Annotated in this window: 17 protein-coding genes and 2 pseudogenes; 15 read left to right on the top strand and 4 right to left on the bottom strand. The window is 55.6% G+C overall.

Annotated elements, in window-relative coordinates:
• Positions 1 to 36: 36 nt before the first annotated feature.
• The 7 genes from FMM01_RS14230 (at position 37) to FMM01_RS14200 (ending at position 10,347) form a co-directional block, all read left to right on the top strand.
• Positions 37 to 3,114, top strand: a complete 3,078-nt coding sequence (locus FMM01_RS14230; RefSeq protein WP_150392959.1) for an alpha-mannosidase — start codon at positions 37 to 39, stop codon at positions 3,112 to 3,114.
• Positions 3,115 to 3,138: 24 nt separating this feature from the next.
• Positions 3,139 to 5,433, top strand: a complete 2,295-nt coding sequence (locus FMM01_RS14225) for a glycoside hydrolase family 3 N-terminal domain-containing protein (protein WP_150392958.1) — start codon at positions 3,139 to 3,141, stop codon at positions 5,431 to 5,433.
• 6 nt (positions 5,434 to 5,439) lie between these two features.
• Complete coding sequence (locus tag FMM01_RS14220) at positions 5,440 to 6,825, top strand: glycoside hydrolase family 1 protein (protein ID WP_150392957.1); 1,386 nt, start codon at positions 5,440 to 5,442, stop codon at positions 6,823 to 6,825.
• A gap of 51 nt (positions 6,826 to 6,876) precedes the next feature.
• Positions 6,877 to 7,584 (top strand): TIGR00266 family protein, encoded by a 708-nt coding sequence (locus FMM01_RS14215; RefSeq protein ID WP_150392956.1) that lies wholly within the window; start codon positions 6,877 to 6,879, stop codon positions 7,582 to 7,584.
• 155 nt (positions 7,585 to 7,739) lie between these two features.
• Positions 7,740 to 8,480 carry a metal ABC transporter ATP-binding protein gene (locus tag FMM01_RS14210; RefSeq protein WP_027828334.1) on the top strand — a complete coding sequence of 247 codons (741 nt, stop codon included), beginning with the start codon at positions 7,740 to 7,742 and terminating at the stop codon, positions 8,478 to 8,480.
• Positions 8,480 to 9,397, top strand: coding sequence for a metal ABC transporter permease (locus FMM01_RS14205; RefSeq protein WP_081674741.1), 918 nt, complete (start codon positions 8,480 to 8,482; stop codon positions 9,395 to 9,397). Before FMM01_RS14210 ends, FMM01_RS14205 begins: the two co-directional genes overlap by 1 nt.
• Positions 9,397 to 10,347, top strand: a complete 951-nt coding sequence (locus tag FMM01_RS14200) for a metal ABC transporter solute-binding protein, Zn/Mn family (RefSeq protein WP_146994233.1) — start codon at positions 9,397 to 9,399, stop codon at positions 10,345 to 10,347. The genes FMM01_RS14205 and FMM01_RS14200 overlap by 1 nt, the downstream gene beginning before the upstream one ends.
• 78 nt (positions 10,348 to 10,425) lie before the next feature.
• Here FMM01_RS14200 and FMM01_RS14195 read toward each other — a convergent pair whose 3' ends face one another.
• Together FMM01_RS14195 and FMM01_RS14190 are read right to left on the bottom strand one after the other, a co-directional pair.
• Positions 10,426 to 11,343, bottom strand: a complete 918-nt coding sequence (locus FMM01_RS14195; RefSeq protein ID WP_146994234.1) for a DUF7916 family protein — start codon at positions 11,341 to 11,343, stop codon at positions 10,426 to 10,428.
• A gap of 15 nt (positions 11,344 to 11,358) precedes the next feature.
• Positions 11,359 to 12,723: a PTS sugar transporter subunit IIC gene (locus FMM01_RS14190; protein ID WP_146994235.1), complete on the bottom strand. Its 1,365-nt coding sequence runs from the start codon at positions 12,721 to 12,723 to the stop codon at positions 11,359 to 11,361.
• Positions 12,724 to 13,184: 461 nt separating this feature from the next.
• On the opposite strand from FMM01_RS14190, the gene FMM01_RS14185 reads away from it, so the two are divergent.
• The 8 genes and pseudogenes from FMM01_RS14185 to phnW all read left to right on the top strand — a co-directional run bounded on the left by FMM01_RS14185 (position 13,185) and on the right by phnW (position 20,850).
• Positions 13,185 to 14,816: an Nramp family divalent metal transporter gene (locus tag FMM01_RS14185; protein ID WP_150392955.1), complete on the top strand. Its 1,632-nt coding sequence runs from the start codon at positions 13,185 to 13,187 to the stop codon at positions 14,814 to 14,816.
• On the top strand, positions 14,800 to 15,240 hold the full coding sequence (locus tag FMM01_RS14180) for a universal stress protein (RefSeq protein WP_027828338.1): 441 nt from the start codon (positions 14,800 to 14,802) through the stop codon (positions 15,238 to 15,240). The genes FMM01_RS14185 and FMM01_RS14180 overlap by 17 nt, the downstream gene beginning before the upstream one ends.
• A 209-nt stretch (positions 15,241 to 15,449) precedes the next feature.
• Positions 15,450 to 16,496, top strand: coding sequence for a phosphate/phosphite/phosphonate ABC transporter substrate-binding protein (locus FMM01_RS14175; protein WP_223849964.1), 1,047 nt, complete (start codon positions 15,450 to 15,452; stop codon positions 16,494 to 16,496).
• A 13-nt stretch (positions 16,497 to 16,509) separates the two neighbouring features.
• Complete coding sequence (phnC, locus tag FMM01_RS14170) at positions 16,510 to 17,271, top strand: phosphonate ABC transporter ATP-binding protein (RefSeq protein WP_150392953.1); 762 nt, start codon at positions 16,510 to 16,512, stop codon at positions 17,269 to 17,271.
• Positions 17,272 to 17,275: 4 nt separating this feature from the next.
• The gene (locus tag FMM01_RS14165; RefSeq protein ID WP_150392952.1) at positions 17,276 to 18,064 is read left to right on the top strand and encodes an ABC transporter permease subunit; all 789 of its coding nucleotides are present in this window, start codon (positions 17,276 to 17,278) and stop codon (positions 18,062 to 18,064) included.
• Positions 18,061 to 18,924: a PhnE/PtxC family ABC transporter permease gene (locus FMM01_RS14160; protein ID WP_150392951.1), complete on the top strand. Its 864-nt coding sequence runs from the start codon at positions 18,061 to 18,063 to the stop codon at positions 18,922 to 18,924. The genes FMM01_RS14165 and FMM01_RS14160 overlap by 4 nt, the downstream gene beginning before the upstream one ends.
• Positions 18,925 to 18,952: 28 nt before the next feature.
• Positions 18,953 to 19,651: pseudogene (gene phnX, locus FMM01_RS16590) on the top strand (phosphonoacetaldehyde hydrolase); the annotation flags it as partial.
• A 156-nt stretch (positions 19,652 to 19,807) separates the two neighbouring features.
• Positions 19,808 to 20,850, top strand: a pseudogene (gene phnW / locus FMM01_RS16585) (2-aminoethylphosphonate--pyruvate transaminase).
• Between the two features lie 70 nt (positions 20,851 to 20,920).
• On the opposite strand, the gene FMM01_RS14150 reads toward phnW, so the two are convergent.
• Positions 20,921 to 21,544 (bottom strand): DUF6198 family protein, encoded by a 624-nt coding sequence (locus FMM01_RS14150; protein WP_150392950.1) that lies wholly within the window; start codon positions 21,542 to 21,544, stop codon positions 20,921 to 20,923.
• Positions 21,541 to 22,323 carry an endonuclease/exonuclease/phosphatase family protein gene (locus FMM01_RS14145; RefSeq protein ID WP_150392949.1) on the bottom strand — a complete coding sequence of 261 codons (783 nt, stop codon included), beginning with the start codon at positions 22,321 to 22,323 and terminating at the stop codon, positions 21,541 to 21,543. Before FMM01_RS14145 ends, FMM01_RS14150 begins: the two co-directional genes overlap by 4 nt.
• Between the last annotated feature and the right edge of the window lie 103 nt (positions 22,324 to 22,426).

Here is a 22,426-nt window from a genome sequence, read left to right as displayed (position 1 = left end):
TCCGCGGAAAGTTGCCCATAGAAAGCAGGCAGACTCATGCAAGATATTGATTTCGGCCGCCTCACCCAAGTCACTGGTGAAATCGGCCAGCATATTATTCGCCACCAGTACCCCTTTACCACGGCCATCCTCGATGATGGCCAGTACCGCACGTCCTATCACCCCGGCGATTATTTTGGTGCCAAGGACGCGACGTACACGTTGACCTTAACGTTTGCCCTTCCGCCCAGTGCCTTAGCCAGTGATTTGGCGCTGCAGATTGATACAAGTCCCTACGAAATGGATAATTCAAAGAATCCGCAGATCAAGTTGTTTATTAACAATCAGATGGTCCAGGCGCTTGACGTCAATCACCGGTTCGCCCGACTTGAAAAATCTTGGTTCTCTGAAGACCATCAATTGATAGTCAAACTGGATATTTATTCCGGCCGGGAGGAAAAGAAGTATCCCCTGCGGGCCGCCATTGTAGCCTTTGACCAGCCAACTTTTGCGTTTTACTTTGACCTGAAGACCTACCTGGATTGCTGGCAGGTGCTCAAGGAAGATCCGGTCGCGGACCGGGTCTATCGCGGCAGTTTAATGGCCGCGATTCAACACTTGGACTTGCGGACGCCGTACTCGCCGACCTACTATGCCGGGATCGAGCAGGCCCAGACCCTATTGCGGGCAAAGCTGATGCAGCAACCCTTTGACCCGGCCCAAGGGACCGTCTACGCCGTGGGCCACACGCATATTGATATGGCCTGGCTGTGGACCGTCGCCCAGGCGATTGAAAAAGGCGAGCGCAGCTTCACCTCCGTTCTCGCTTTGATGCGTCAGTACCCCGACTTCAAATTCCTACACAGTACGCCACAGCTCTACTTGTTTATCAAGGAGCGCTATCCCAAGCTGTATGCCCAAATCAAAGCGGCCGTGGCGGCCGGCCAGTGGGAACCGGAGGGCGCCATGTGGGTGGAGGCCGACTGTAATTTGACCAGCGGCGAATCGCTGGTGCGGCAGATTCTCTACGGCAAACGTTTCTTCCAAACGGAATTCGGAGTGGACAATCAAATCCTGTGGCTGCCCGATGTCTTCGGCTATTCAGCTGCCCTGCCCCAGATCCTGCGCAAAAGCGGGGTGCACTATTTTATGACCACCAAACTAGCCTGGAACGATACCGATGAGATTCCCTTCGACAGTTTCCAGTGGCAGGGGATCGACGGGTCCAAAGTTCTGACCCATTTGATCAACACCGTCAGTGAAGGCTATGCTCCAACCCCTTGGTTTGCCACTTACAACGGCATGCTGAACGCCCGGGTGGTGAAGAAAAGCTGGGACCGCTACAAGCAGCGCCAGCAAAGCGATGAGATCCTGCTGGCCTATGGGTATGGCGACGGCGGCGGCGGGCCGACTTTTGGCATGATTGAAACGATGCAGCGCTTGGAAAACCATGTCTGGGGAATGCCGCTGGTGAAATCGGCGACCGCTCTGGACTTCTTCCAAGCTCTGGACCGAGACGCTGAGCGGAAGCCGCTGCCCACTTGGCTGGGGGAACTCTACTTCGAATTCCACCGGGGAACGTACACGTCCATCGCTAAAAACAAACAAAACAACCGCCGGGCAGAAAACACGCTGCAAACCGTCGAGAAGTTGTTCAGTACGTATGCCCCGGCCGACTATCCTGCGGACACGCTGCACCGCTTGTGGCAAACCACGCTGCTGGACCAGTTCCACGATGTGCTGCCCGGCAGTGCCATTGAGGCCGTTTATCAGCAGACCGACAAGAATTACGCCCAGCTGTTTACCGCATTGAGCGCAACCGAAGAGAAATTTGCAGCGACTCAGCTGACGCCGGCGGTCGATCGTCTTGTCCTGTATAATCCAGCGGGCCTCGCTGCTGACTTAGAAACCACGATCGCTCTGCCCCCGGACAAGACCGTGCAAGCGGCCCATGGCCAGCCGGTCCGGGTGCAGCATCTCGCCGGTGAACAGGCCTTGATCCAGCTGCCGCAAGCAGCACCCTTGGCCCTGCAGGAATTGCAGATTGTTCCGGGCCAAGCTGCCAGCCAGCCACGCCAACCGGAACCGCTTGACGGCCATTATGCCACTGACGATCTGCAGATCACGTTTGATGCGGCCTTCAACATCGTCGGGCTGTACGACAAGCAAGCCCAGCGGGAAGTCTTACCCGCTGGCGGGCAATTCAACCGGTTGATGGTATACGCTGACTACCCTCGGGAATACGATGCCTGGAATATTGATGCGGACTATCGCCGCCAATCCTGGCCGGTGGATCACGTTGTCACCGCAGAAGTCACTGACCGCGGGCCCATTCGCGATACGCTGCATATTGTGCGTCAATTCAACCAATCCACGATCGAACAATGGCTGCACCTATACCATGGCACTACCCGCATCGCGTTTACCACGCGGCTGGATTGGCATGAACACCACGCACTGCTGCGCACGTTGTTTGACGTGGCCGTCAACGCGCAGCACGCCGACTTCGACATTCAATTCGGCAATGTCAGCCGCCCGGTGGCCCGCAACACCTCCTGGGAACAGGCCCAATTTGAAGTGGCGGGGCAGAAATGGGCGGATATGGCCGAAACCAGTTATGGTCTGAGCCTGCTCACCGATGCCAAATACGGCTATTCGGCAACCTACCAGCAGCTGGGCCTCACCCTGTTAAAAAGTGCCACGGAACCCAATCCCAATGCCGATCAAGGCATCCAGAAATTCACCTATGAAGCTTTGCTGCACCAAGGTTCTTGGCGCACTGCCGCCACCATGGCCGCCGCCCAGCGATTGAACATTGCACCGGTGATTTGGCCAAACTACGCTCTGCCGGATACAACGCCAGCTGCCCAAAGCCGGCTGGCCTGTAATCAGCAGAATGTCCTGCTGGACACAGTCAAACAGGCGGAGGATGACGACGCCCTGATCGTGCGTCTCTACGAGTATCACAATGCCCAAACCACCGCGACCCTGACCTGCGCGCGACCGGTCAAGTCAGCCATGCTTTGCAATCTGCTGGAACACGACCAGCAACCGTTAACCGTTTCTGCCGATGGACGGCAGATCACCGTGCCGTTCAAACCCTATGAAATCCAGACGATCAAGCTACGGTTTTAATCGTTGGTGAGAAAGGAGGCAGTTATGGCACCTTATCAAAATGACACACTGCCGATTCGGGTCCGGGTCCAAGACTTGCTTGCCCGCATGACCACCCAGGAAAAAATCAGCCAAGTCAATCAGCACCTTTACGGTTGGCAAAGCTATACCCGCTATGGATCAGAATTTACCCTGACCGACCAGTTCAAGGCCCATGTGGCCTGGGGTGGCGGATTGGGGGCGCTGTACGGCTTATTTCGCGCCGATCCCTGGTCCGGCCGTACACTGGAGAATGGCATCCCAGCGGCACAAAGCGCAACCGTGAGCAACATGGTCCAGCAATATGTCATCACCCATTCCCGCTTAGGCATCCCCGCCTTGATTGTGGAAGAAGCGCCCCACGGCCATCAAGTCCTGGGCGCCGTGAGCTATCCGACCAATTTAGGCAAAAGCAATAGCTTTGACCCCGCCCTGGTCGCCCAGTGCGCCCAATTACAAGCGGCTGAACTCGCCGCCAAGGGCGTCCACCTGGCACTGGTCAGCACCCTCGATTTGCTGAAAGACCCCCGCTGGGGCCGCTCGGAAGAAACCTTTGGTGAAAGCCCCACGCTGGCTGCAGCCTATACTCAAGCCATCATCCGCGGCTTCCAAGGTAATTTGATCACTGACGACTGTTTTCTCGATCATCCCGCTGATGCAGACCGGCACGTCGGGGTCGTCATCAAACACCTCATCGGGCAAGGCGATACCCTGGGCGGCCACAACGCCGGCACCGTCCCGCTCGGGGAACGGGAAGTACGTGAAGTCTACGGGCCGCTAGTGGCCAGCATCCGCCATGCGGTGGGCGTGATGGCGGCCTATAACGACATCGACGGGGTCCCCTGCCACGCCAACCAGCAGTTATTGACCCGCTGGCTGCGTACGGCCAATCACTTCCAGGGACTGGTAATGGCCGACGGGACCGCATTGGACCGGCTGACTGATCTGACTGGCAGCGTGGCCGCTGCCGCTCAGCAAGCCCTTACCGCCGGGGTCGACTTGAGCTTGTGGGACGATGTATACACCCATATCGATCAAGCCCTGGCGGCGGACCCAACACTAATGACGGCGCTGGACACTGCGGTCGCCCGCGTCCTAGCAGTCAAGTTTCTGCTCGGACTCTTTGATCGGCCCTTGGTATCGCCAAGCGAAGCCGCCAAACTGCCGAAAATCATCACCGCCAGCCACCAAGCCAATGCCAAATTAGCCGTGGAAAGCATGACACTGGTGAAGAACAACGGTGTTTTGCCCTTAGCCCGTAATCAAAAAGTGGCCGTGATCGGCCCGCACACCGCCTCGATCTATGACTGGCTGGGGGACTATACCGCACCGCAAGCGCCAGATCAATTCACCTCTCTGACCGACGCGGTGCGCCCCTATGCCAGTCAAGTCTGCACCGCCCTGGGCAGCCAGTTGCGGGTTGGGGTACCGGATCAGGATTATCGCTGGTTAGATGAAGCGGAAGACTGCGCCAGCGAAAGCGACGCTGTTATCCTCACCCTCGGCGGCTCATCGGCGAGAGCGTTCGACATGCATTTTCTCACTAACGGTGCCCTGGCGGCACCCCAAGGCAACACCGATACGGGAGAAAACGTCGACTTAGCCGATCTCTCGCTGAGCGCTGACCAGCTGAGTCTCTTGCGGGTCATCAAGAATACCGGCAAACCGTTGATTGTCGTGATGGTGCAGGGCCGGCCCTACGATATCCGGCCGGTGCTGGCGATTGCGGATGCCGTGTTGCTGGCTTGGTATCCCGGACAGGCCGGGCCCCAGGCGGTCGCTGATATTCTGTTTGGCCAGACAACGCCCACCGGCCGGCTGGCAATCAGTTACCCGCGCAGCAGTGGGCAGCTGCCGGTCTACTACTACCAACGGCATGCCGCTAAAAATGCCGATTACCTGGACGAAAGCGGTGCACCGCTGTTGCCGTTCGGTGCGGGCTTGGATTATACGACCTGGATAGTACATTCCCTCAGCCTCACCCATGATCTTATTGAACAGCGCACGGCTATCACCGTCACCGCCGCCAATACAGGTCAATACGACAGCAGTCTGCCGTTACTGTTGTTCGGCCGCTTTCGCGGTACTACGGTGCTGCCGCGGGAGAAACAGCTGCTGGCGACGCGCCGGGTCACCATCCCCGCCGGCCAGAAGCAGACGGTCACCTTCACTGTGCCCGATACCGCACTAACGTATTACGACGCCCACATGCGCTCAGTCCTGCCCGACCAGGTCACGTTCAGCGTGGGTGACCAGACCCAGACCATTACCACTCGCTATTTTCACGTAAAGGAGAATTGATCAATCATGACAACACCCAACACCCCCTTCCCCGCCAATTTCCTCTGGGGCAACTCCGTCTCCGCCATGCAAACCGAAGGCGCCTGGGACGCCGACGGCAAAGGCCGCTCGGTCTACGATATTCGCCCCGCCACCGATCACAGCAGCGACTGGCAAGTGGCAATCGATGACTATCACCGGTACCCTGAAGATATCGCCCTGATGAAAGACTTGGGCATGACCTGCTACCGGTTTTCCATCTCCTGGAGCCGTGTTCAGCCGAACGGTACCGGGGCTTTCAACGAAGCCGGTATCGCCTTCTATGAACGGCTGATCGATGACTTGCTTGCTGCCGGCATCACGCCTATGATCTGTCTTTACCATTTCGATATGCCCTTGGCTCTGGCGGAAAAGTACAATGGCTTCATCAGCCGGGAAGTCGTCGACGCCTTCGTCGTTTACGCCCGGGAAATGCTGCGCCGCTTTGCCGATCGGGTGCCCTACTGGCTGACTTTCAACGAACAGAATCTGTATGGCCTGACCGACAGCTTCATTATTTCCGGTTACCTGCACGGCGACAAGACGCTTCATGATCTTTACCAGATCCAGCACAACGTCGCTCTGGCCCATGCGCTGGTGACCCAAATTGTCCACGCTGATTTCCCCCAAGCCAAAATTGGGGCGATGATCGCCCACCAGCAGATCTACCCGGCCACCCCCCATCCCCAGGATGTCTGGATCACCCAGCAATATCACACGTTCGTGAACGACAACGTCATTCGACTGGACACCCAAGGGACCTATATTCCCCAGGTTGCCCACTACATGCGCACCCATGGCATGGGCGATATTCTCAAAGAGAGTGAGCTGGCGGAATTAGCCGGTGCCCGCAGCGATTTTGCGACCATGAGTTATTACTGGAGCAGCACCTTTGACCACACCAAACTGCCAGCCAACACCGCACCCAACTGGTACAACCAGTATGCCGTGAAGAAAAATCCGTACCTGGATGCCAACACCTGGGGCTGGCAGATCGATCCCACCGGGTTCCGCAGCGCTCTCAACGCCCTGTACCAGCAAACCGGCCTGCCCATCTTCCCCATCGAAAACGGCATCGCCGCGAAGGAAAGCTGGAATGGCACCGACGCCATTGACGACGGCTACCGCATTCTCTACCATCGCGCCCATCTCCATGCCCTGCAGGTCGCGATCACGGAAGACGGGGTGCCGGTGATCGGCTATCTCGGCTGGGGCTGGATCGACATTCCCAGTTCCCAAGGGGATATGGAAAAGCGTTACGGCGTCGTCTACGTCAACCGCGGCAATCACGACCTGCGCGATATGGCCCGAGTGCCCAAACGCAGTTACGCCTGGCTGAAGCAGGTGATTCAAAGCAACGGCCGCCAGCTTTAACCGGAATGCTGGTATACTGAAAGTTAATTTCGGTTAGGAGGACTGGTTGGTTTGAATTATACGATTTCTCAAGACACGGCATTCCCCACTGTCACCCTGCATCTGAGTAAGGGCGAACAAGTACAGATCGAACGGGGCAGCATGATTGCCCACAACGGTCAGGTGCAATTGGAAGGCCATATGAACAGCAATGGGAAGAAAGGTCTGGGCGGTATGCTCAGTGCCTTGGGCCGCAGTGTCACCAGCGGTGAAAGCTTCTTCATTACCACAGCGACCGGCACTACCGACAACGGCGAGTTGCTGATTGCCCCAGCGAACCCCGGCGCTATTCGGGAACTGAAGACCGACGGCAGCCAGCAATGGCGCCTGAATACCAGCGCGTATCTGGCCAGCGACGCCGGTACCGGTTACCAAATGGTGCGGCAAAAGCTGGGCACCGCTGTCTTCGGCGGTACCGGCGGCTTGTTCGTCATGGAAACCCAAGGTGCCGGCACGTTCCTCGTCTCCGGCTACGCGGACATCATTGAAGTCAATCTCGATAATAATGAGTACGTTGTCGATAACAGCAACGTCGTTGCCTGGAGCCAAAGTCTGAACTACAACATCGAAGTCGCCAGCGGCACCTTCGGCTTCAAGACCGGCGAAGGCCTGGTCAACCACTTCCAAGGCACCGGCAAGATCCTGATCCAGACCCGCAGCATTGAAGGTCTGGCCAACCTGCTCATGCCCTATCTACCCGATAACAGCAGCAATAACTAATTCGTATCCCCATAGCGCCGCCCTGAATTTCAGAGCGGCGCTCTTTTTCTCCGTCAAATTTAGGCCAGGCTAACAAAAGACTTGTATCCCCCTTAATTGTCCTGTAGAATGCAGTTAGGGAGTGTTAGTCTGCCCTAAAAATGGAGGAGGCTTCTATGCTCGAAATCAAAAACCTCACCGTTGCGTATAACGACATACCAGTGTTTGCTGATGTTGCCGTTTCATTTAACAGGGGCAAAATCACTGGCATTATTGGACCCAATGGTGCGGGTAAATCAACCCTGATCAAGGCCATCCTTGGCCTGGTCAAAAGTCAAAGCGGCACCGCCGACTATAATGGCGAACCGCTCAAACATTTTCAGAAACAGATTGCTTACGTGGAACAGCGTAAAGATTTAGATTTAACCTTCCCTGTGGACGTCTTCACCCTCGTGCAAACTGGCACGTATGGCCACCTCGGCCTATTCCGAAATCCCGGGAAGAAGGAAAAACAGGCCAGCCAGGCGGCGCTGGTGCAAGTCGGGTTAGAGGACTTCGCCACCCGCCAAATCGGCAACTTGTCCGGCGGTCAATTGCAGCGGGTGTTCGTCGCCCGGGCAATTGTCCAGCAGGCCGATATCATTATTTTGGACGAACCTTTTGTTGGTATTGATCTGCAAAGCGAAACAGCGATCATGAAAATCTTGAAGCAGTGGCGGGACGCGGGTAAAACCATTATCGTCGTCCACCACGACCTGAATAAGGTATCCCGCTATTTCGATGATTTGGTCGTGATGAATCACGGCATTATCGATTACGGCCCCGTGCAGCAGGTATATAATGCCCGCAACATTGAACGGGCCTTCAGTGCTGATCTTTCCTCCGTATTATTTACAGAAAAGGAAGTGGCGCGATAATGTCTTCAATTATTGATTTCTTCACAGCGCTCAGCCGCTATGATTTCTTACAAAGCGCACTGATCACGGCCATTATGGTCGGGATGATGTCCGGCATTATCGGCAGTTTCATCATCCTGCGCGGCATGTCCTTAATGGGTGATGCCATTTCCCACGCAGTGCTGCCCGGGGTAGCCGTGGCCTACATGCTGGGTATCAACATCCTGCTGGGGGCCTCAGTATTCGGCATCCTGGCCGCTCTGCTGATCGGTTTTGTGGCTTCCCACAGTAAAATCAAAACCGACACCTCCATCGGGGTGGTGTTCAGTGCTTTCTACGCGCTGGGCTTCATCCTGATCTCCATGGCTGAAAGTTCGACGAACCTGCACCACATCTTGTTTGGTAACATCCTCGCCGTCAGCGACTCCGATATTATGACCACCGCGGTGGTGCTCGGCATCGTCCTGCTGTTCGTCGTTTCTTTCTACAAGGAACTGCTGATCACGTCGTTTGATGCGACCTATGCCCAGACTTACGGTCTGAACGTCCAGGCGCTGCACTACGGCCTGATGCTCGTACTGACCCTGGTGACGGTCTCCGCCTTGCAAACCGTGGGAATCATTCTGGTCGTCGCCATGCTCATCACGCCCGCGGCCACGGCGTACCTATGGACAGATAAATTGTCCACCATGCTCGTACTCTCCGCCGCGGTGGGTGTCGTATCGTCCATTGCGGGGCTGTACTTCAGCTACACGCTGAATTGGGCTTCGGGTCCGGCCATCGTGCTCGTTGCCGCAGTGCTGTTCAGCATCTCGTTTGTCTTCTCGCCAAAGCAGGGCTTCATCAAGTTCCCCGCCCAAGCGCGCAATAAGCCGAACGCCCGCGGCCAGCAATTGCTGAAAGTGCACACGACAGCTAAAGCAAAGGAGTTGCAATAATGAAAAGAATTATTGCGACATTCATTGCCGTAGTCATGATGATCGGCGGCGTCTTCCTCTTTTTGAACAATCGCGGCGCAAGCCAAGCGGACGCGCAAAGTCCCTCCGGCAAGCTGCGGATCGTGACCACGAACTCCATTCTGGAAGACATGGTGCACAATATCGGCCAAGACCACATTGAGCTCTACAGCATTGTCCAGCGCGGTACCGATCCCCATGAGTATGAACCCCGCCCCACCGATGTCTCCCAAGCAACCGAAGCCGACATTATTTTCCATAATGGCTTGAATTTAGAAACCGGGGGCAGCGGCTGGTTCTCGAAGTTAGTCAGTACCGCCCATAAGGAATTTGATCAGGAGGTCTTTGCGGCCAGCGCCGGCGTCACTGCTCAACATTTGACGACCAACGTTAATGAAGAAGACCCCCACGCCTGGCTGGATCTGGCCAACGGCATCAAGTACGTCCAGACCATGACCAAGGTAATGAAGGAAAAAGATCCGAAAAACGCCACCTACTATCAGTTGAACGCTGATAAATATATTGCCCAGTTGCAAAAGCTCCACAACACAGCCCAATCACAGTTCCTGGATATTCCAGAAAAACAGCGGCTGCTCGTTACCTCCGAGGGGGCCTTCAAATATTTTGCCAAGGCCTACCACGTTACCCCGGCCTATATCTGGGAAATCAACACCGAAGCCCAGGGGACTCCGGAGCAAATGAAATCGGTGCTCGCCAAGATCGACAATTCTGACGTGCAGAGTCTGTTCGTGGAAACTTCCGTCTCCCCCAAATCCATGAATAAAGTCGCCAAGGAAACCGGTCTGAAAATCTATTCCAAAATTTTCACCGACTCCCTAGCGAAAGAAGGCACTACCGGGGACACGTATTACAGCATGATGAAATGGAACTTGGATAAGATCCATGCGGGCTTAACAAGCCAAACCGACTAAATTGGGCAAAATAAAATCCTTGCTGGCCGACTATGGTAGTCGCCAACAAGGATTTTTTGGTTGTACACGTTACTTTTTTTACCGGTTAATCGACCGCGCCATGCGCTGAATCGCATGCCGTTCGCCGCGAATTGCCCGGCTTAAGGCATAAATGTTCTCGAACGGCGATTGAATGCCCCAAGCGGCATCGCCCATATGCTGAATATCGACGCCGTTGATCTTATTTCGGACAGCGACTTCTTCGATATAGTGGGCGCCAGACCCTTCTTGGCTGGTCCCGATCGTGCTCATTACCAGCGCATCCTGGGCATGGGCCAGTTTCACCACGGCCCGCACTTCTTCGTCAGTCAGGCCCGGGACAGTCCCAACGGCCGGCACCAGGATCACATCCGCGCCAGCGTCCAGGAAGTCTTTGACCGCGTCCAGACTGACGACCGGCTCATTGACCCCTGCGCCATGCATCTTACCGGCAATGATCAGGCCAGAGAAGACTTCCTTGGCCACTTTCACATTGGCCGCGATCTGGGCATTGGTCACGCCCGTACCAGGATTGCCGGTCAAGCAAACGAAATTGAAGCCTAGTTTTTCGACTTCCGTCAGCGTTTTACGACTGGACATCCGGCCCTCCGGAATCTCCAACCGGGTCTCGGACATGTCGGCGTTGACGTCCACGGGTTCCAGATTGACCCCGATGGGCCGGCCGACCAGGTGCTGCAGGCGCTTGATGCTTTGACCGTCGTGGTGAACCTTGGCCCCTTCGTTGGGATACAGGCCGAAGATACCAGGATTCAGCACATCCAAGCCGTTCAGCAGGATCAGATCGGCGCCAAAGGCCGCGGCTACTTCGGAGGTAGTGATCCCATCACCGACTTCATGACCGACGACATTCTCGCTGAGCACGACCCGGCCTTCGCTGGCCTTGATGCTTTGCTTCAGCTCGGCGGCTTTCATTCCTAAGATTTCACTGGTATCGGCACTAATTAATCGGGTAACCATTAATTTCTCGCTCCTTTAATTGTTGGCGGCCGCCTTTTTGGCGTCGTCGCCCTTTTCTTCAACGATCTGCTGCTTGTTCAAGTTCAGCAGGAACGGCAGGTAAATCAAGACATCAATGACGATATTGACCGCCTGCAGCACACTGCCCATGACGGAACTGGTAACCAGGAAGCCGGAGATGATCGGCGGCATCGTCCAAGTGGCCAAAGAACCAGTCGTCAGCGGTACCCAGCCGGCTTTCATCGCACCCCAAGTCGTTAAGGCATTCACCATCGGGGCAATGATAAAGGGAATGATCAATGTGGTATTCAAAACCACTGGCAGACCGAACATGGTCGGCTCATTGATATTGAAAATGCCTGGCGTGATCGTCAGCGGCGCCAGCACTTCCATCTGGCGGCTGGACCGCTTCATGAAGACTAAGATCCCAATGGCGAGTACCAAGCCTAAGGTGGCACCGCCGCCGCCCATGTAAACGAAGTTATCCATGAACGGTTGGGTAATAATGTGCGCCCCGTGGGCCAGATCCAAATGGTGCGCTTCAGTCAGCTTGCTGTTGGCCCCTGCATTGATCAGCCAAATCGGGGAGAAGATGGTATTGATGACGTTGCCGCCATGGATCCCCACGAACCAGAAGATACTGTTTAAGGCGATGGCCACCAGCGTCCCGCCGATCGTATCACCCAACAGGCTCAGCGGCTTGGAGAAGATATGCAGGAACACATCATGGATGCTGCCCCAGCCGGCGAAGGCAAAGATCGCGTAAATCACACCCCAGAAGGTGACGATCACAGCGCCTGGAATCAAGGCACTGAAACTATCAGAAATTGCCGGCGGCACGGCATCAGGCATCTTGATCCGAATGCCTTTATTAATAAACCACTGGAAGACCCAACCACTGACCAGGCCAATGATGATGGCGATGAACAGGCCTTTGCTGCCTAAATAGTCATAGGGCATTCCTTCTGCCGGGGCTTTGCCGCCAGTGAAGATGCTGGGCGTTACGACGAAGAACGACGCCACGGCGATGATCCCGGCGGACTTGCCGTCGGTGTGGTACTGCTTGGCGTAACTATCGGCAATCCCGAAGGCCCCGATGACCCCTAACAGACCAAAAGACCCATTGGTGATCTTGGCAAAGACCTGGGCGATGGAGACGCTGTTGATCTTCGTGTTAGCCAACCAGTCCGTGAACTGATGGACTGGGAAACTATTCAGAATCATGAAGAAGGAACCAACAATGATCAGCGGCATCGCGACGGCAATCCCGTCCCGAATGGCGACTAACCATTTATACCCGCCCAATTTAATGGCGATGGGCATCAGATGCTTCTCGATAAAGCCGTTCAGGCCACGGCTTGAGCTATCCTTATCATCCATAAAACAACCAGCTTTCTTTCCATTTTGGCATCTCGCCCCAAATAAAGAAGCGCAAATAATATCAGCAGGTACACGAGATACCTTTATTCAATAAATTTTACACGTGCCTGTACAATAAGTATAGCTCACTTCCACAGCAATGTAAGCGTTTGATAGTTTAATATAATTGGTTCTATGACAACAAAGGTACCGCTTCCTAACAGGGCAGCTTTTGCTAGAAAATATTTTTATTGGTCTAGTCCAATAATCGGTTCACCATTCAAATCTTTCCTTGCATTTCACCCTCATTATCCGGTAACGTTATCTTTCACACTTTCATTGGACCCCGGTATGTTCTATTTTCAGCAACCAAAATAGGCGCAATTGAAAAATGGCTTAGGCCGGCCTAAAATAATACTTCCCTAATCCAAATTTCGATGTATAATGTAAACGAAACTGAAAATAGAGAGGTGTGATTGTTCTTGAATGAAAACAATCCGAACCATCGGCATAAGCTGATCGAGTATGCCAACGGTCCTTCGTTGGAAGAAATCAACGGAACCGTCAAAGTCCCGAAGGGCAAAGGCTTCTGGCGTACCTTATTCGCCTATTCCGGCCCTGGCGCGCTAGTGGCCGTTGGTTATATGGACCCCGGGAACTGGTCCACGTCGATCACTGGTGGTCAGAATTTCCAATATCTATTGATGTCGGTCATTCTGATGTCGAGTTTAATTGCGATGCTGCTCCAATACATGGCCGCTAAACTCGGCATAGTCACCCGGATGGACTTGGCCCAGGCAATTCGGGCCCGTACGAGTAAAACCTTGGGCATTATTCTTTGGATCATGACCGAATTAGCCATCATGGCCACTGATATCGCGGAAGTCATCGGGGCGGCGATTGCCCTGTATCTGTTGTTCCATATTCCGCTAGTCATCGCCGTATTCATCACCGTATTCGATGTCTTGCTTTTATTGCTTTTGACCAGAATCGGCTTCCGGAAAATCGAAGCCATCGTTGTCTGTTTGATTCTTGTCATCCTATTTATCTTTGTTTACCAAGTGGCATTATCCGATCCGAACTGGGGCGCTGTGATCCAAGGGTTTGTCCCGAACGCTAAGACCTTTGCCACCTCCCCGCAGATTGGCGGCGAAACCCCCTTGTCCGGTGCCTTAGGGATCATCGGGGCGACAGTTATGCCGCATAACTTATACTTACACAGTGCCATTTCTCAGACCCGGAAAATTGATCACAACGATCCGGATGATGTGGCCGCCGCTGTTCGTTTCACCGCTTGGGATTCCAACATCCAATTAACCGCCGCGTTCTTCGTTAACGCCTTGCTGTTGATCATGGGGGTTGCTGTCTTCAAGACTGGGGCCGTCAAGGATCCGTCCTTCTTCAGTTTGTTCCATGCCCTGTCTGATACCTCCAAGCTGAGCAATCCGCTGCTGATCAGCGTTGCCAAGTCTGGGGTACTCTCCATCTTATTCGCCGTTGCCCTGTTGGCCTCCGGCCAGAACTCCACGATCACCGGGACCTTAACTGGGCAGGTCATCATGGAAGGCTTCATCCACATGCGGATGCCGTTATGGGCCCGTCGGCTGGTCACCCGGTTGATCTCCGTTGTCCCGGTATTGATCACCGTCGGCATGACGACTGGCGAAACCGAAATACAACAGCACGTCGCGCTGAATAACCTAATGAACAATTCGCAGGTATTTCTAGCCTTCGCTCTGCCCTTCTCCATGCTGCCGCTGTTAATGATGACCGGCAGTCGGGTCGAAATGGGGAAGCGTTTCAAGAACAGCGTCATCCTGCAAATCCTCGGCTGGATCTCAGTTATTGGTCTGACCTTCTTGAACATGTACGGCTTGCCTGATTCCATCACTGATTTCTTCGGCGACAATCCGGCAGCGGCTCAAGTGCAAACAGCACATCTGATTGCCTACATATTGATTGCAATTGTACTGGCCTTGCTGGTCTGGACAATTATCGATCTGTATCGGGGCAATCAACGGTATGCCGCCGCCTTAGCAGAAAAGGCCGCAGAAGCTAAAGCCAAGGAAGACGCATCAGCGAAGGGAGTGTCCACTAATGGATCAGCAAACTAAAATCATCAAGCACATCTTGGTCGGCGTGGACGATTCACCGGATGCCCTCACTGCCTTTCAATATGCCCTGCACCGTGCTAAGCAGGAAGACACGGAGCTGACCATTGTATCGATTCTGGAAAGCCACGAAATGAATGTGTTCCAGGCCCTGGATAAAGATTATGTCCACGGCCAACGGGCAGAACTGGAAGAGCATATCAAGAAGTACCAGCAGCTGGCCAAAGAAGCGGGGATCAAAACCGTTAACGCGGTCATTGCCGAGGGTGATCCCGGCGATACCATCGTCAACCAGGTGATTCCCGCCGTGAAGCCGGACCTGCTGATCGTGGGTGCCCGCTCCAAGCAAGGCATTGCCAAACACTTTGGCAGTCAGGCCGCCTATATGGCGAAATACGCACCGATCTCGGTACTGGTCGTGCGCTAAATAAGCAGTACCAACCTCCTTTAAGATGATTTATCTTGTGAAAACGCCGCTGGCCCAAGGGTCAACGGCGTTTTTGCTGTCCTCAAATGACTATTATATCTATGATCAAAATAGATTGTTTACAATCTTTTATCAGAAACCCCGTCATGTCTTTACACACCCTTGCTATCCTGAAGTTACTGACAGTGTGTCAGAAAATAGGAAAGTTGGTGCAATCAGTGAAATTCGGGAAGAAGTTGACCTTCGCCGCCAGTGCGGCGGGGATTGCGTTAGCGTTAGCCGCCTGCAGCAATCCGGTCACCGGCGCAAATGGAACCACGAACGGCAGTGACAAAACCATTTCTGTTGTTTTTTTACCCAGCGATTCGGCAAAAGAAGCCGACGCCGCGCGCCAGGCGTTGACCAAGGAGATCCGCCAGGCCACCGGCAAGAAGGTCGTTGTGCAAACCACTACAGATTACAACGTCGCGATCCAGGCCATCGCCTCCGGCAAGAGCCAAATTGCCCTGCTCGGCCCCGTCGGCTACATCCAAGCCCACCAGCAGAACAAGAGCGTCGTTCCCATGGTCACCTATTCCGGCAAATCCGGCACGCTGAAGGACGCTTACTACCACAGTTATCTGATGGTCCCCAAAGATAAAGCGGCGGGTTATCAAGACAGCGGCACATATTCTCTGAAGACCATTAAGGGCAAACGAATCTCCTATGTATCCAACACCAACACCTCCACCTCTGGCTTTGCGATTCCCGCCGGCGCGATCCAAAAAGAGTTCAAGCTCAAGAGCACCGATGCCCTCGCCCAAAGCGGCCAATTCTTTCAAAAAGTCCTTTACGGCGGTTCCCATCAAGGTTCCGCGGTCAATCTGTTCAAAGGGGACGCCGACGTGGCAGCCTTTGACGACATGGACCTGCTGAGTTACGGCAAGTTCACCAACGACTCCGTCGCTGGTGCCACCTTCACAGTCAATACCGACGCGCCGGCCCCCTTTGACGCTGTGCGCGGCAAGGAATCCGTGGCTATCGCCGCGTATCAAGTGCAAAACGAACCGCTGGCCGTGAACAAAAGCGGCATTTCTGCCAGTGATATTAAAAAGATCACCACGGCCTTGACCAGCAGTCGGGTGGCCAACGATCCGCTGTTCTTTGCCCCGGCAGAGGCCAAGACCCACAGTCTGCTGCCCAAGGACGGCGACACCAAGTTCATCAAGATCAGCGATGATTGGTACAAACCGACCCACGACATTCTCGGCGAATAAAGGAGGCGATAACATGCTGCAAGTACGGCACCTATCGAAAATCTACACAGGCAAACAGCCCTCTTTAGACGATGTTTCCTTCACCGCCCAGCCCGGTGCCGTGACGGCCATCATCGGTCCTTCCGGTGCTGGCAAGACCACCCTGCTGCGCAGTCTGAACCAGCTGATCACCGACGATGCCGGTGAAATTCTGCTGGAGAATATTGATCTGCGCCAGCTCAAGCGCCGGGACCTGATGAAACAGCGGACCAAGATCGGTATGATTTTTCAAAACTATAATTTGATCGAACCGCTCACCGCCCTGGAGAACGTGCTCCACGGCAGTCTGGCCCGCAAATCCACCCTGGCTGGGGTGCTTTCCCTTTATTCCCGCCAAGAAAAGGAGGAAGCGATGGCCCTGCTGGCCGATGTGGGCTTGCAAGAATTTGCCTACCATTACGCCAGCGACCTGAGCGGCGGCCAAAAACAGCGGGTGGGTATCGCCCGGGCGTTGATGCAGCATCCGACCATGATGCTGTGCGACGAGCCGATTGCCTCCCTGGATCCCCGCTCCACGGTCATCGTCATGGATATTCTGCGCCGCCTCGCCGATGCCCAGGGCATGATGATCCTGATCAACCTGCACCAAGTGGATATTGCCAAGGACTACGCCGACCACATTATCGGCTTGAATAGCGGCCGCGTCGTCTTTGACGGCCCCGTGGCTGAGGCGACTGAGGCCGCGATGGCGGCGATTTATGCCGCTCCGGCCCAGGCTGCTGCCGCAGCGGGGTGAGCCGATGACGATGACCAGTTTTTTCCGTAAAAAGCGGCTGCATCTGACGCTGCTCATCAGCTTGCTCCTAGCGGCTTACGCCGCGTCCGCGCTGATCCTCAATTTCAATTCCCTGTCATTTTTGTATCTGCACTTAGGGATCGACTGGCTGGCGGTCAATTTCATCCCGAATAGCCAATCGCTGCAGTATTGGGGCAATATCCTGGAAGCCCTGGTCCGCACGCTGCTCGTCGCGGTGGCGTCCACCAGTGTCGCCGGGGTCTTCGCTCTGGGCCTCGCGCTGCTCGGGGCGCAACCCACCGGCCCGAATGCCGCTCTGCGCTGGCTGATCCGCGGCTTCGCCTCCGTACTGCGCAATATTCCCATCGTCGGCTGGGCGCTGTTGCTGTTGTTTTCGTTCAAACAAAATGACTTCACCGGCTTCCTTGCCCTGTTCTTCCTCAGTCTGGGCTTCCTCACCCGGGCGTTCATGGAAACCATCGAAGCCATCGATGTGGAGAAAATCCAGGCGCTGCAGGTCACCGGGGCCAATTACTGGCAGGTCGTCGCCCAGGCTGTACTGCCGGAGATCCTGACGCCGGTATTGTCGTGGCTGCTGTATATGATTGAAAACAACATCCGCGACGCGACCCTGGTCGGTCTGCTCACGGGGACGGGCATCGGCTTCGTCTTTGATCTGTACTACAAGAGCCTGCGGTACGGTCCCGCCGGACTGGTCGTCTTGGCGATCATTATGCTGGTAATTGCCGTGGAAACAGTCTCCAGCCTGATTGAAAGGAGGATCTCTGCATGATTTCAAATTCCGAGAAACCCGTCATTCTGGCCGCGGCCCCGCCGCCACGGCCGGTGAGTCTGCACCGCTGGCGCGACAAACGCCGGCGCTGGGTCTATGGCACCCTGTTGGGTCTGACCGCGATCACCGCTTACGCCCTGCCGGCCATCATGCCCCAGGGCTTGAACCTGGCCCGGGCCAGCAGTGACTTGGTGCGCAACATCCAGATTATGTTTTTCCAGCCCGCCGCCAATAACGCCAGTGCCGCCAGTCTCTTATTTGCCTTAGTGCAAAGTATTGCCTTGGCCTTCTTGACGACTTTGATCGGCGCCATCTTTGCCTTTCTGCTCGCCTTAATGGCCGCCCGCAACTTGGCGCCTCGCTGGCTGATCCGCACCGTGCAAAGCGCGATGGCCTTGATCCGGGCGATCCCCACGATCCTCTGGGTCCTGATCTACAGTACCGTGCTCGGTTTGGGCGCTAACGCCGCCGTGATCGGGCTGACCTTCCACAGTGTCGCTTATCTGGTCAAAGTTTACGCCGACAGTATTGACGAATTACCCGCCGATACTCTGGGTGCGCTGCGGGCCATGGGCGTCCGCTTCTGGCCCTTAGTGACCCAAGCCATCCTGCCCACGATTCGGCCCAGTCTGCTCAGCTGGACGTTTATCCGTTTTGAGATCAACTTCGCCAACGCCGTCGCGGTGGGCGCCGCCGCCGGAGCTGGCGGGATCGGCTACCAGCTCTTCATGGCCAGCGGCTTCTACTTCGATTTTCATGAGGTCGGCCTGATCGTGTATCTGATCCTCGCCTTCACGATTCCCTTGGAAATCGTGTCCTACCGCCTCCGCGCCGCCTATCTCAACCGCACCGCCCATTAATCATTATTTAGAAAAGGGGAATTGCACCATGATTCAAGCCATTGTATTGGATTGGGCCGGGACGACTGTCGATTACGGCAGCCTGGCCCCGATCATTGCCTTTCAAAAGGCCTTCAGTCACTTCGGTATCACCATCACCACGGACGAGATTCGGCAGGATCTGGGGCTGGATAAACGCACTCATGTAGAGAAAATGTTCGCCGACCCGGCGATTCAAGCCCAGTGGCAGGCCAACAATCCCGGTGAGTCATTAGCTGCCGGGATCGACCAGGTCTACGCCCGCTTCCAAGTCAAAATTGATGACGTGCTGGTGGAATATGCCGCGCTGAAGCCGGGGGTCAAAGACCTCGCTAACTTCATGCAGGCCCAGCACATTAAGCTGGCCACCACCACCGGTTACACCCAAGCGATGCTGGACCGCATTCTGCCAGTGGCCGCCGCCCAGGGGTACGCGCCTAAGGTCAACTTGACCGCGGAACAGACCAACGGCATCGGCCGGCCCGCTCCGGACATGCTGCTGGCGGCCTTGGCTCAGCTCCAAGTGACTGACCCGCGCGCTGTGCTCAAAGTCGGCGACACGATCACCGATATCCTCGAAGGCAAAGCCGCCCACGCCATCAGCGTCGGCGTAGTGATTGGCGGCAATCTCATCGGCTTGCCGGAAATCGCCTTTGATGCCCTGCCAACGGGTGAAAAAGACCGCCGCGTCAGTCACGCCCGCCAGGCCCTGTACGCGGCCGGGGCCGACTACGTCATTGATACCCTGGCCGATTTGCCGGCACTGATCACCGCCCTCAACACCCTGACCCCCTATCAGGCCCAACCGGCGCCGCTGCTGCTCACGCCCGGCCCGCTGACGACCAGCCCGGCCGTAAAGCGGACCATGCTCATCGATCACGGTACGTGGGATGACGAGTACAAAGCGCTAACCGAAACCGTCCGCCAGGAACTGCTGAGCGTCGCTCAGGCCCCCGCTGCAGACTACAACACCATCCTAATGCGGGGCAGCGGTACGTTCGCCGTGGAAGCCGCGCTCGGCACCGCCGTACCCCAAGACGGGGTGCTGCTGATCGCGATGAACGGCGCTTACGGCCGGAGAATGGGCCAAATTGCTGACTACTACAATATCGTCCACGTGGACCTGGAATTTGCCGAAGATGAACCGGTCACGCGCGAAAAAGTCCTGACTGTTCTGGATGACCATCCCGAAGTGACCCACTTCGCCACTGTCCACTGCGAAACCACCACCGGTATCCTCACGCCATTATTCCGGCGGTCCATGCCCGGGGTGTTGTGACCATTGTGGACGCCATGTCCAGCTTCGGCGGCGTGCCCATCGACACCGCCGCCCTCGGCTTGGATTATCTGATCAGCAGCAGCAACAAGTGCATCCAAGGCGTGCCCGGCTTCGGCTTCATTATTGCCAACCGTACCGCTCTGGCTAGGACTGAAGGCAATGCCCGCTCGCTGTCTTTGGATCTTTATGATCAAAACCAAAGCTTCGACCAGCAGCACGGCAAATGGCGCTTCACCTCGCCCACCCACGTACTCTATGCTTTCCATCAAGCCCTGCAAGAACTCGCCGCAGAAGGCGGCGTACCGGCCCGGTTTGCTCGCTACACCCGCAGCGAACAGCAGCTGCGCCAAGGCATGCTCGCCCTCGGCTACGCCCCCGTTATCGCGGAAGCCGACCAATCCCCGATCATCACATCGTTCAAATACCCCAGCGCCGCCTTCGACTTCCACGCGTTCTACGCGTACTTAAAAGACCGCGGCTTCATCATCTACCCCGGAAAAGTCTCGACCATCGACAGCTTCCGCATCGGGAATATTGGCGAAGTCTACACCGGCGACATCCAGCAACTGTTGCGCTGGATCAAAACATACAGCACGGTGCGGGTGCAGTCTGGCAGAAAAATAGACTGAGCCAATCGCTCAGTCTAGTGTCCTTAGTGCCAAATGCGGAGCACTTGGCACGGCAATCAAAGACAGTTTCTTACTTCGTCGTCTTCACCTTCGGAAACGGCCGGTACCGCCGCAACAGCCAGCCCATCAGGCCTGAATACAGGAACGTAAACGCCAAGCCCCACACCAGCGCCGCCCAGCCGAACACCACCGTGCTCCCCAGCAGCACCACCACATTGATCACCCGCAGCATGAGCGTCACATTCAGCTGCGGGTTTTTGTGTGCCGCAATCAGTGCAAACACGTCCAACCCAGCCGTCGACGCATTACTCGCAATACAGCAATAATATCCCGCGCCAATGAACAAGCTTGCCAACAGAACATCCAGCCAGGGCCAGTGGGCCAAATTCAGCGGCAACCAGGTCCACAGAGCAAAGAAGCCCATGTAGGCAAAACTGCTGACAATAGACCGAATGAAGTTCGTGCGGCCTAAGAAAATCAACGCAAAGACGAGACAGCCGACCGTGATCATGTTCGTCCAAGTCACGACACTCAAGGGTGTCAGCCGCGCCAGCACCATACTCAGGGAAGTCACTCCGCCGCTGATAATATTGCTGGGCACCATGAATTTGGCATAGCCAAAGGCAATCAGCAAGTTGCCCAGCAAGATCAGCAGCAGCGGCGCCCCCTCCCGTTTGATCGCCGCCCCGCTCATCGGGCCATCACCGTAACCGTCACGGGGAAGTGGTCCGAGGCATACTGGCCTGTGGGCGCCAGCGTGGTGTCCACGGCATACGACTGCACCTGGACCCGGTCATTGACGAAGAAATAGTCCAGCCGGGTTGCTGCTTGTCCCGGTAAAAATGTGGGCGGCTCACTGTCCTGCCACGTCCCCGGAGTTGGTTCCGGCCGCTGAGCAGCGGTCAAGGCCGCATCCTGCAAAGTCGCCGTCATCGTCCGGTAAGCCTCATCCGTGGGGGTCATATTGAAATCCCCGGTCACGATAAACGGATAATCGGCCCGTTCCTGGGCGAACGCGGCCAGGATCTGCTGCACACCAAAGTTTCGGGCTGCCACGGACACATGGTCCAGGTGGACCGTCACCAGATAAAAAATCGTATCATCCGTTTTATCCCGCAGCTTAGCCCACTGGAACATGCGATACGTCCAAGCCCCAGGATAAATGGACGGTTTGTCCGGCGTTTTGGATACCCAGGCATGACCCTCCGCCAACGCGTCGAACTTGGTTTTTTTAATAAAAATTGCCGCCGCTTCGCCTTGATCCACTGTGTTCTCCCGCGGCACACCAAAACCGCGGTACGCCGTCAGCGTCCGCAGATCTGCTAACTGGTGGGGTTCCGCCTCTTCCACGGTAAAAATGTCCGGGTCTAGCCGCTGCAAATTGGCCAATACATACGGCTTGCGTGCCGCCCACTGCCAGGGGTGATCGTCGTCTGTATCCAACCGAATATTATACGTTGTAATTGAAACCATTACCTCTGCACCCTCTCTCTATCTCTCTCAACCATTGTACCTGAAGAAGATATCTTCCGGGAGGGGCCGATACACTAATTTCCAATAAAGAAAATGGGTTTCT

The organism is Schleiferilactobacillus harbinensis, from assembly GCF_008694105.1.
Taxonomy (GTDB): Bacteria; Bacillota; Bacilli; order Lactobacillales; family Lactobacillaceae; genus Schleiferilactobacillus; species Schleiferilactobacillus harbinensis.
The sequence above is the reverse complement of the archived record's forward strand: the minus strand, read 5'-3'. Positions and strand labels throughout refer to the sequence as shown.

Bases quoted from the DNA above. Each gene is read 5' to 3' on its own strand.
- FMM01_RS14195 (WP_146994234.1), bottom strand. From the start codon at position 11,343: ATGGTTACCCGATTAATTAGTGCCGATACCAGTGAAATCTTAGGAATG.
- FMM01_RS14180 (WP_027828338.1), top strand. From the start codon at position 14,800: ATGGATCAGCAAACTAAAATCATCAAGCACATCTTGGTCGGCGTGGAC.
- FMM01_RS14225 (WP_150392958.1), top strand. From the start codon at position 3,139: ATGGCACCTTATCAAAATGACACACTGCCGATTCGGGTCCGGGTCCAA.
- FMM01_RS14200 (WP_146994233.1), top strand. From the start codon at position 9,397: ATGAAAAGAATTATTGCGACATTCATTGCCGTAGTCATGATGATCGGC.
- FMM01_RS14145 (WP_150392949.1), bottom strand. From the start codon at position 22,323: ATGGTTTCAATTACAACGTATAATATTCGGTTGGATACAGACGACGAT.
- phnC (WP_150392953.1), top strand. From the start codon at position 16,510: ATGCTGCAAGTACGGCACCTATCGAAAATCTACACAGGCAAACAGCCC.
- FMM01_RS14220 (WP_150392957.1), top strand. From the start codon at position 5,440: ATGACAACACCCAACACCCCCTTCCCCGCCAATTTCCTCTGGGGCAAC.
- FMM01_RS14210 (WP_027828334.1), top strand. From the start codon at position 7,740: ATGCTCGAAATCAAAAACCTCACCGTTGCGTATAACGACATACCAGTG.
- FMM01_RS14150 (WP_150392950.1), bottom strand. From the start codon at position 21,544: ATGAGCGGGGCGGCGATCAAACGGGAGGGGGCGCCGCTGCTGCTGATC.
- FMM01_RS14190 (WP_146994235.1), bottom strand. From the start codon at position 12,723: ATGGATGATAAGGATAGCTCAAGCCGTGGCCTGAACGGCTTTATCGAG.
- FMM01_RS14230 (WP_150392959.1), top strand. From the start codon at position 37: ATGCAAGATATTGATTTCGGCCGCCTCACCCAAGTCACTGGTGAAATC.
- FMM01_RS14165 (WP_150392952.1), top strand. From the start codon at position 17,276: ATGACGATGACCAGTTTTTTCCGTAAAAAGCGGCTGCATCTGACGCTG.
- FMM01_RS14205 (WP_081674741.1), top strand. From the start codon at position 8,480: ATGTCTTCAATTATTGATTTCTTCACAGCGCTCAGCCGCTATGATTTC.
- FMM01_RS14160 (WP_150392951.1), top strand. From the start codon at position 18,061: ATGATTTCAAATTCCGAGAAACCCGTCATTCTGGCCGCGGCCCCGCCG.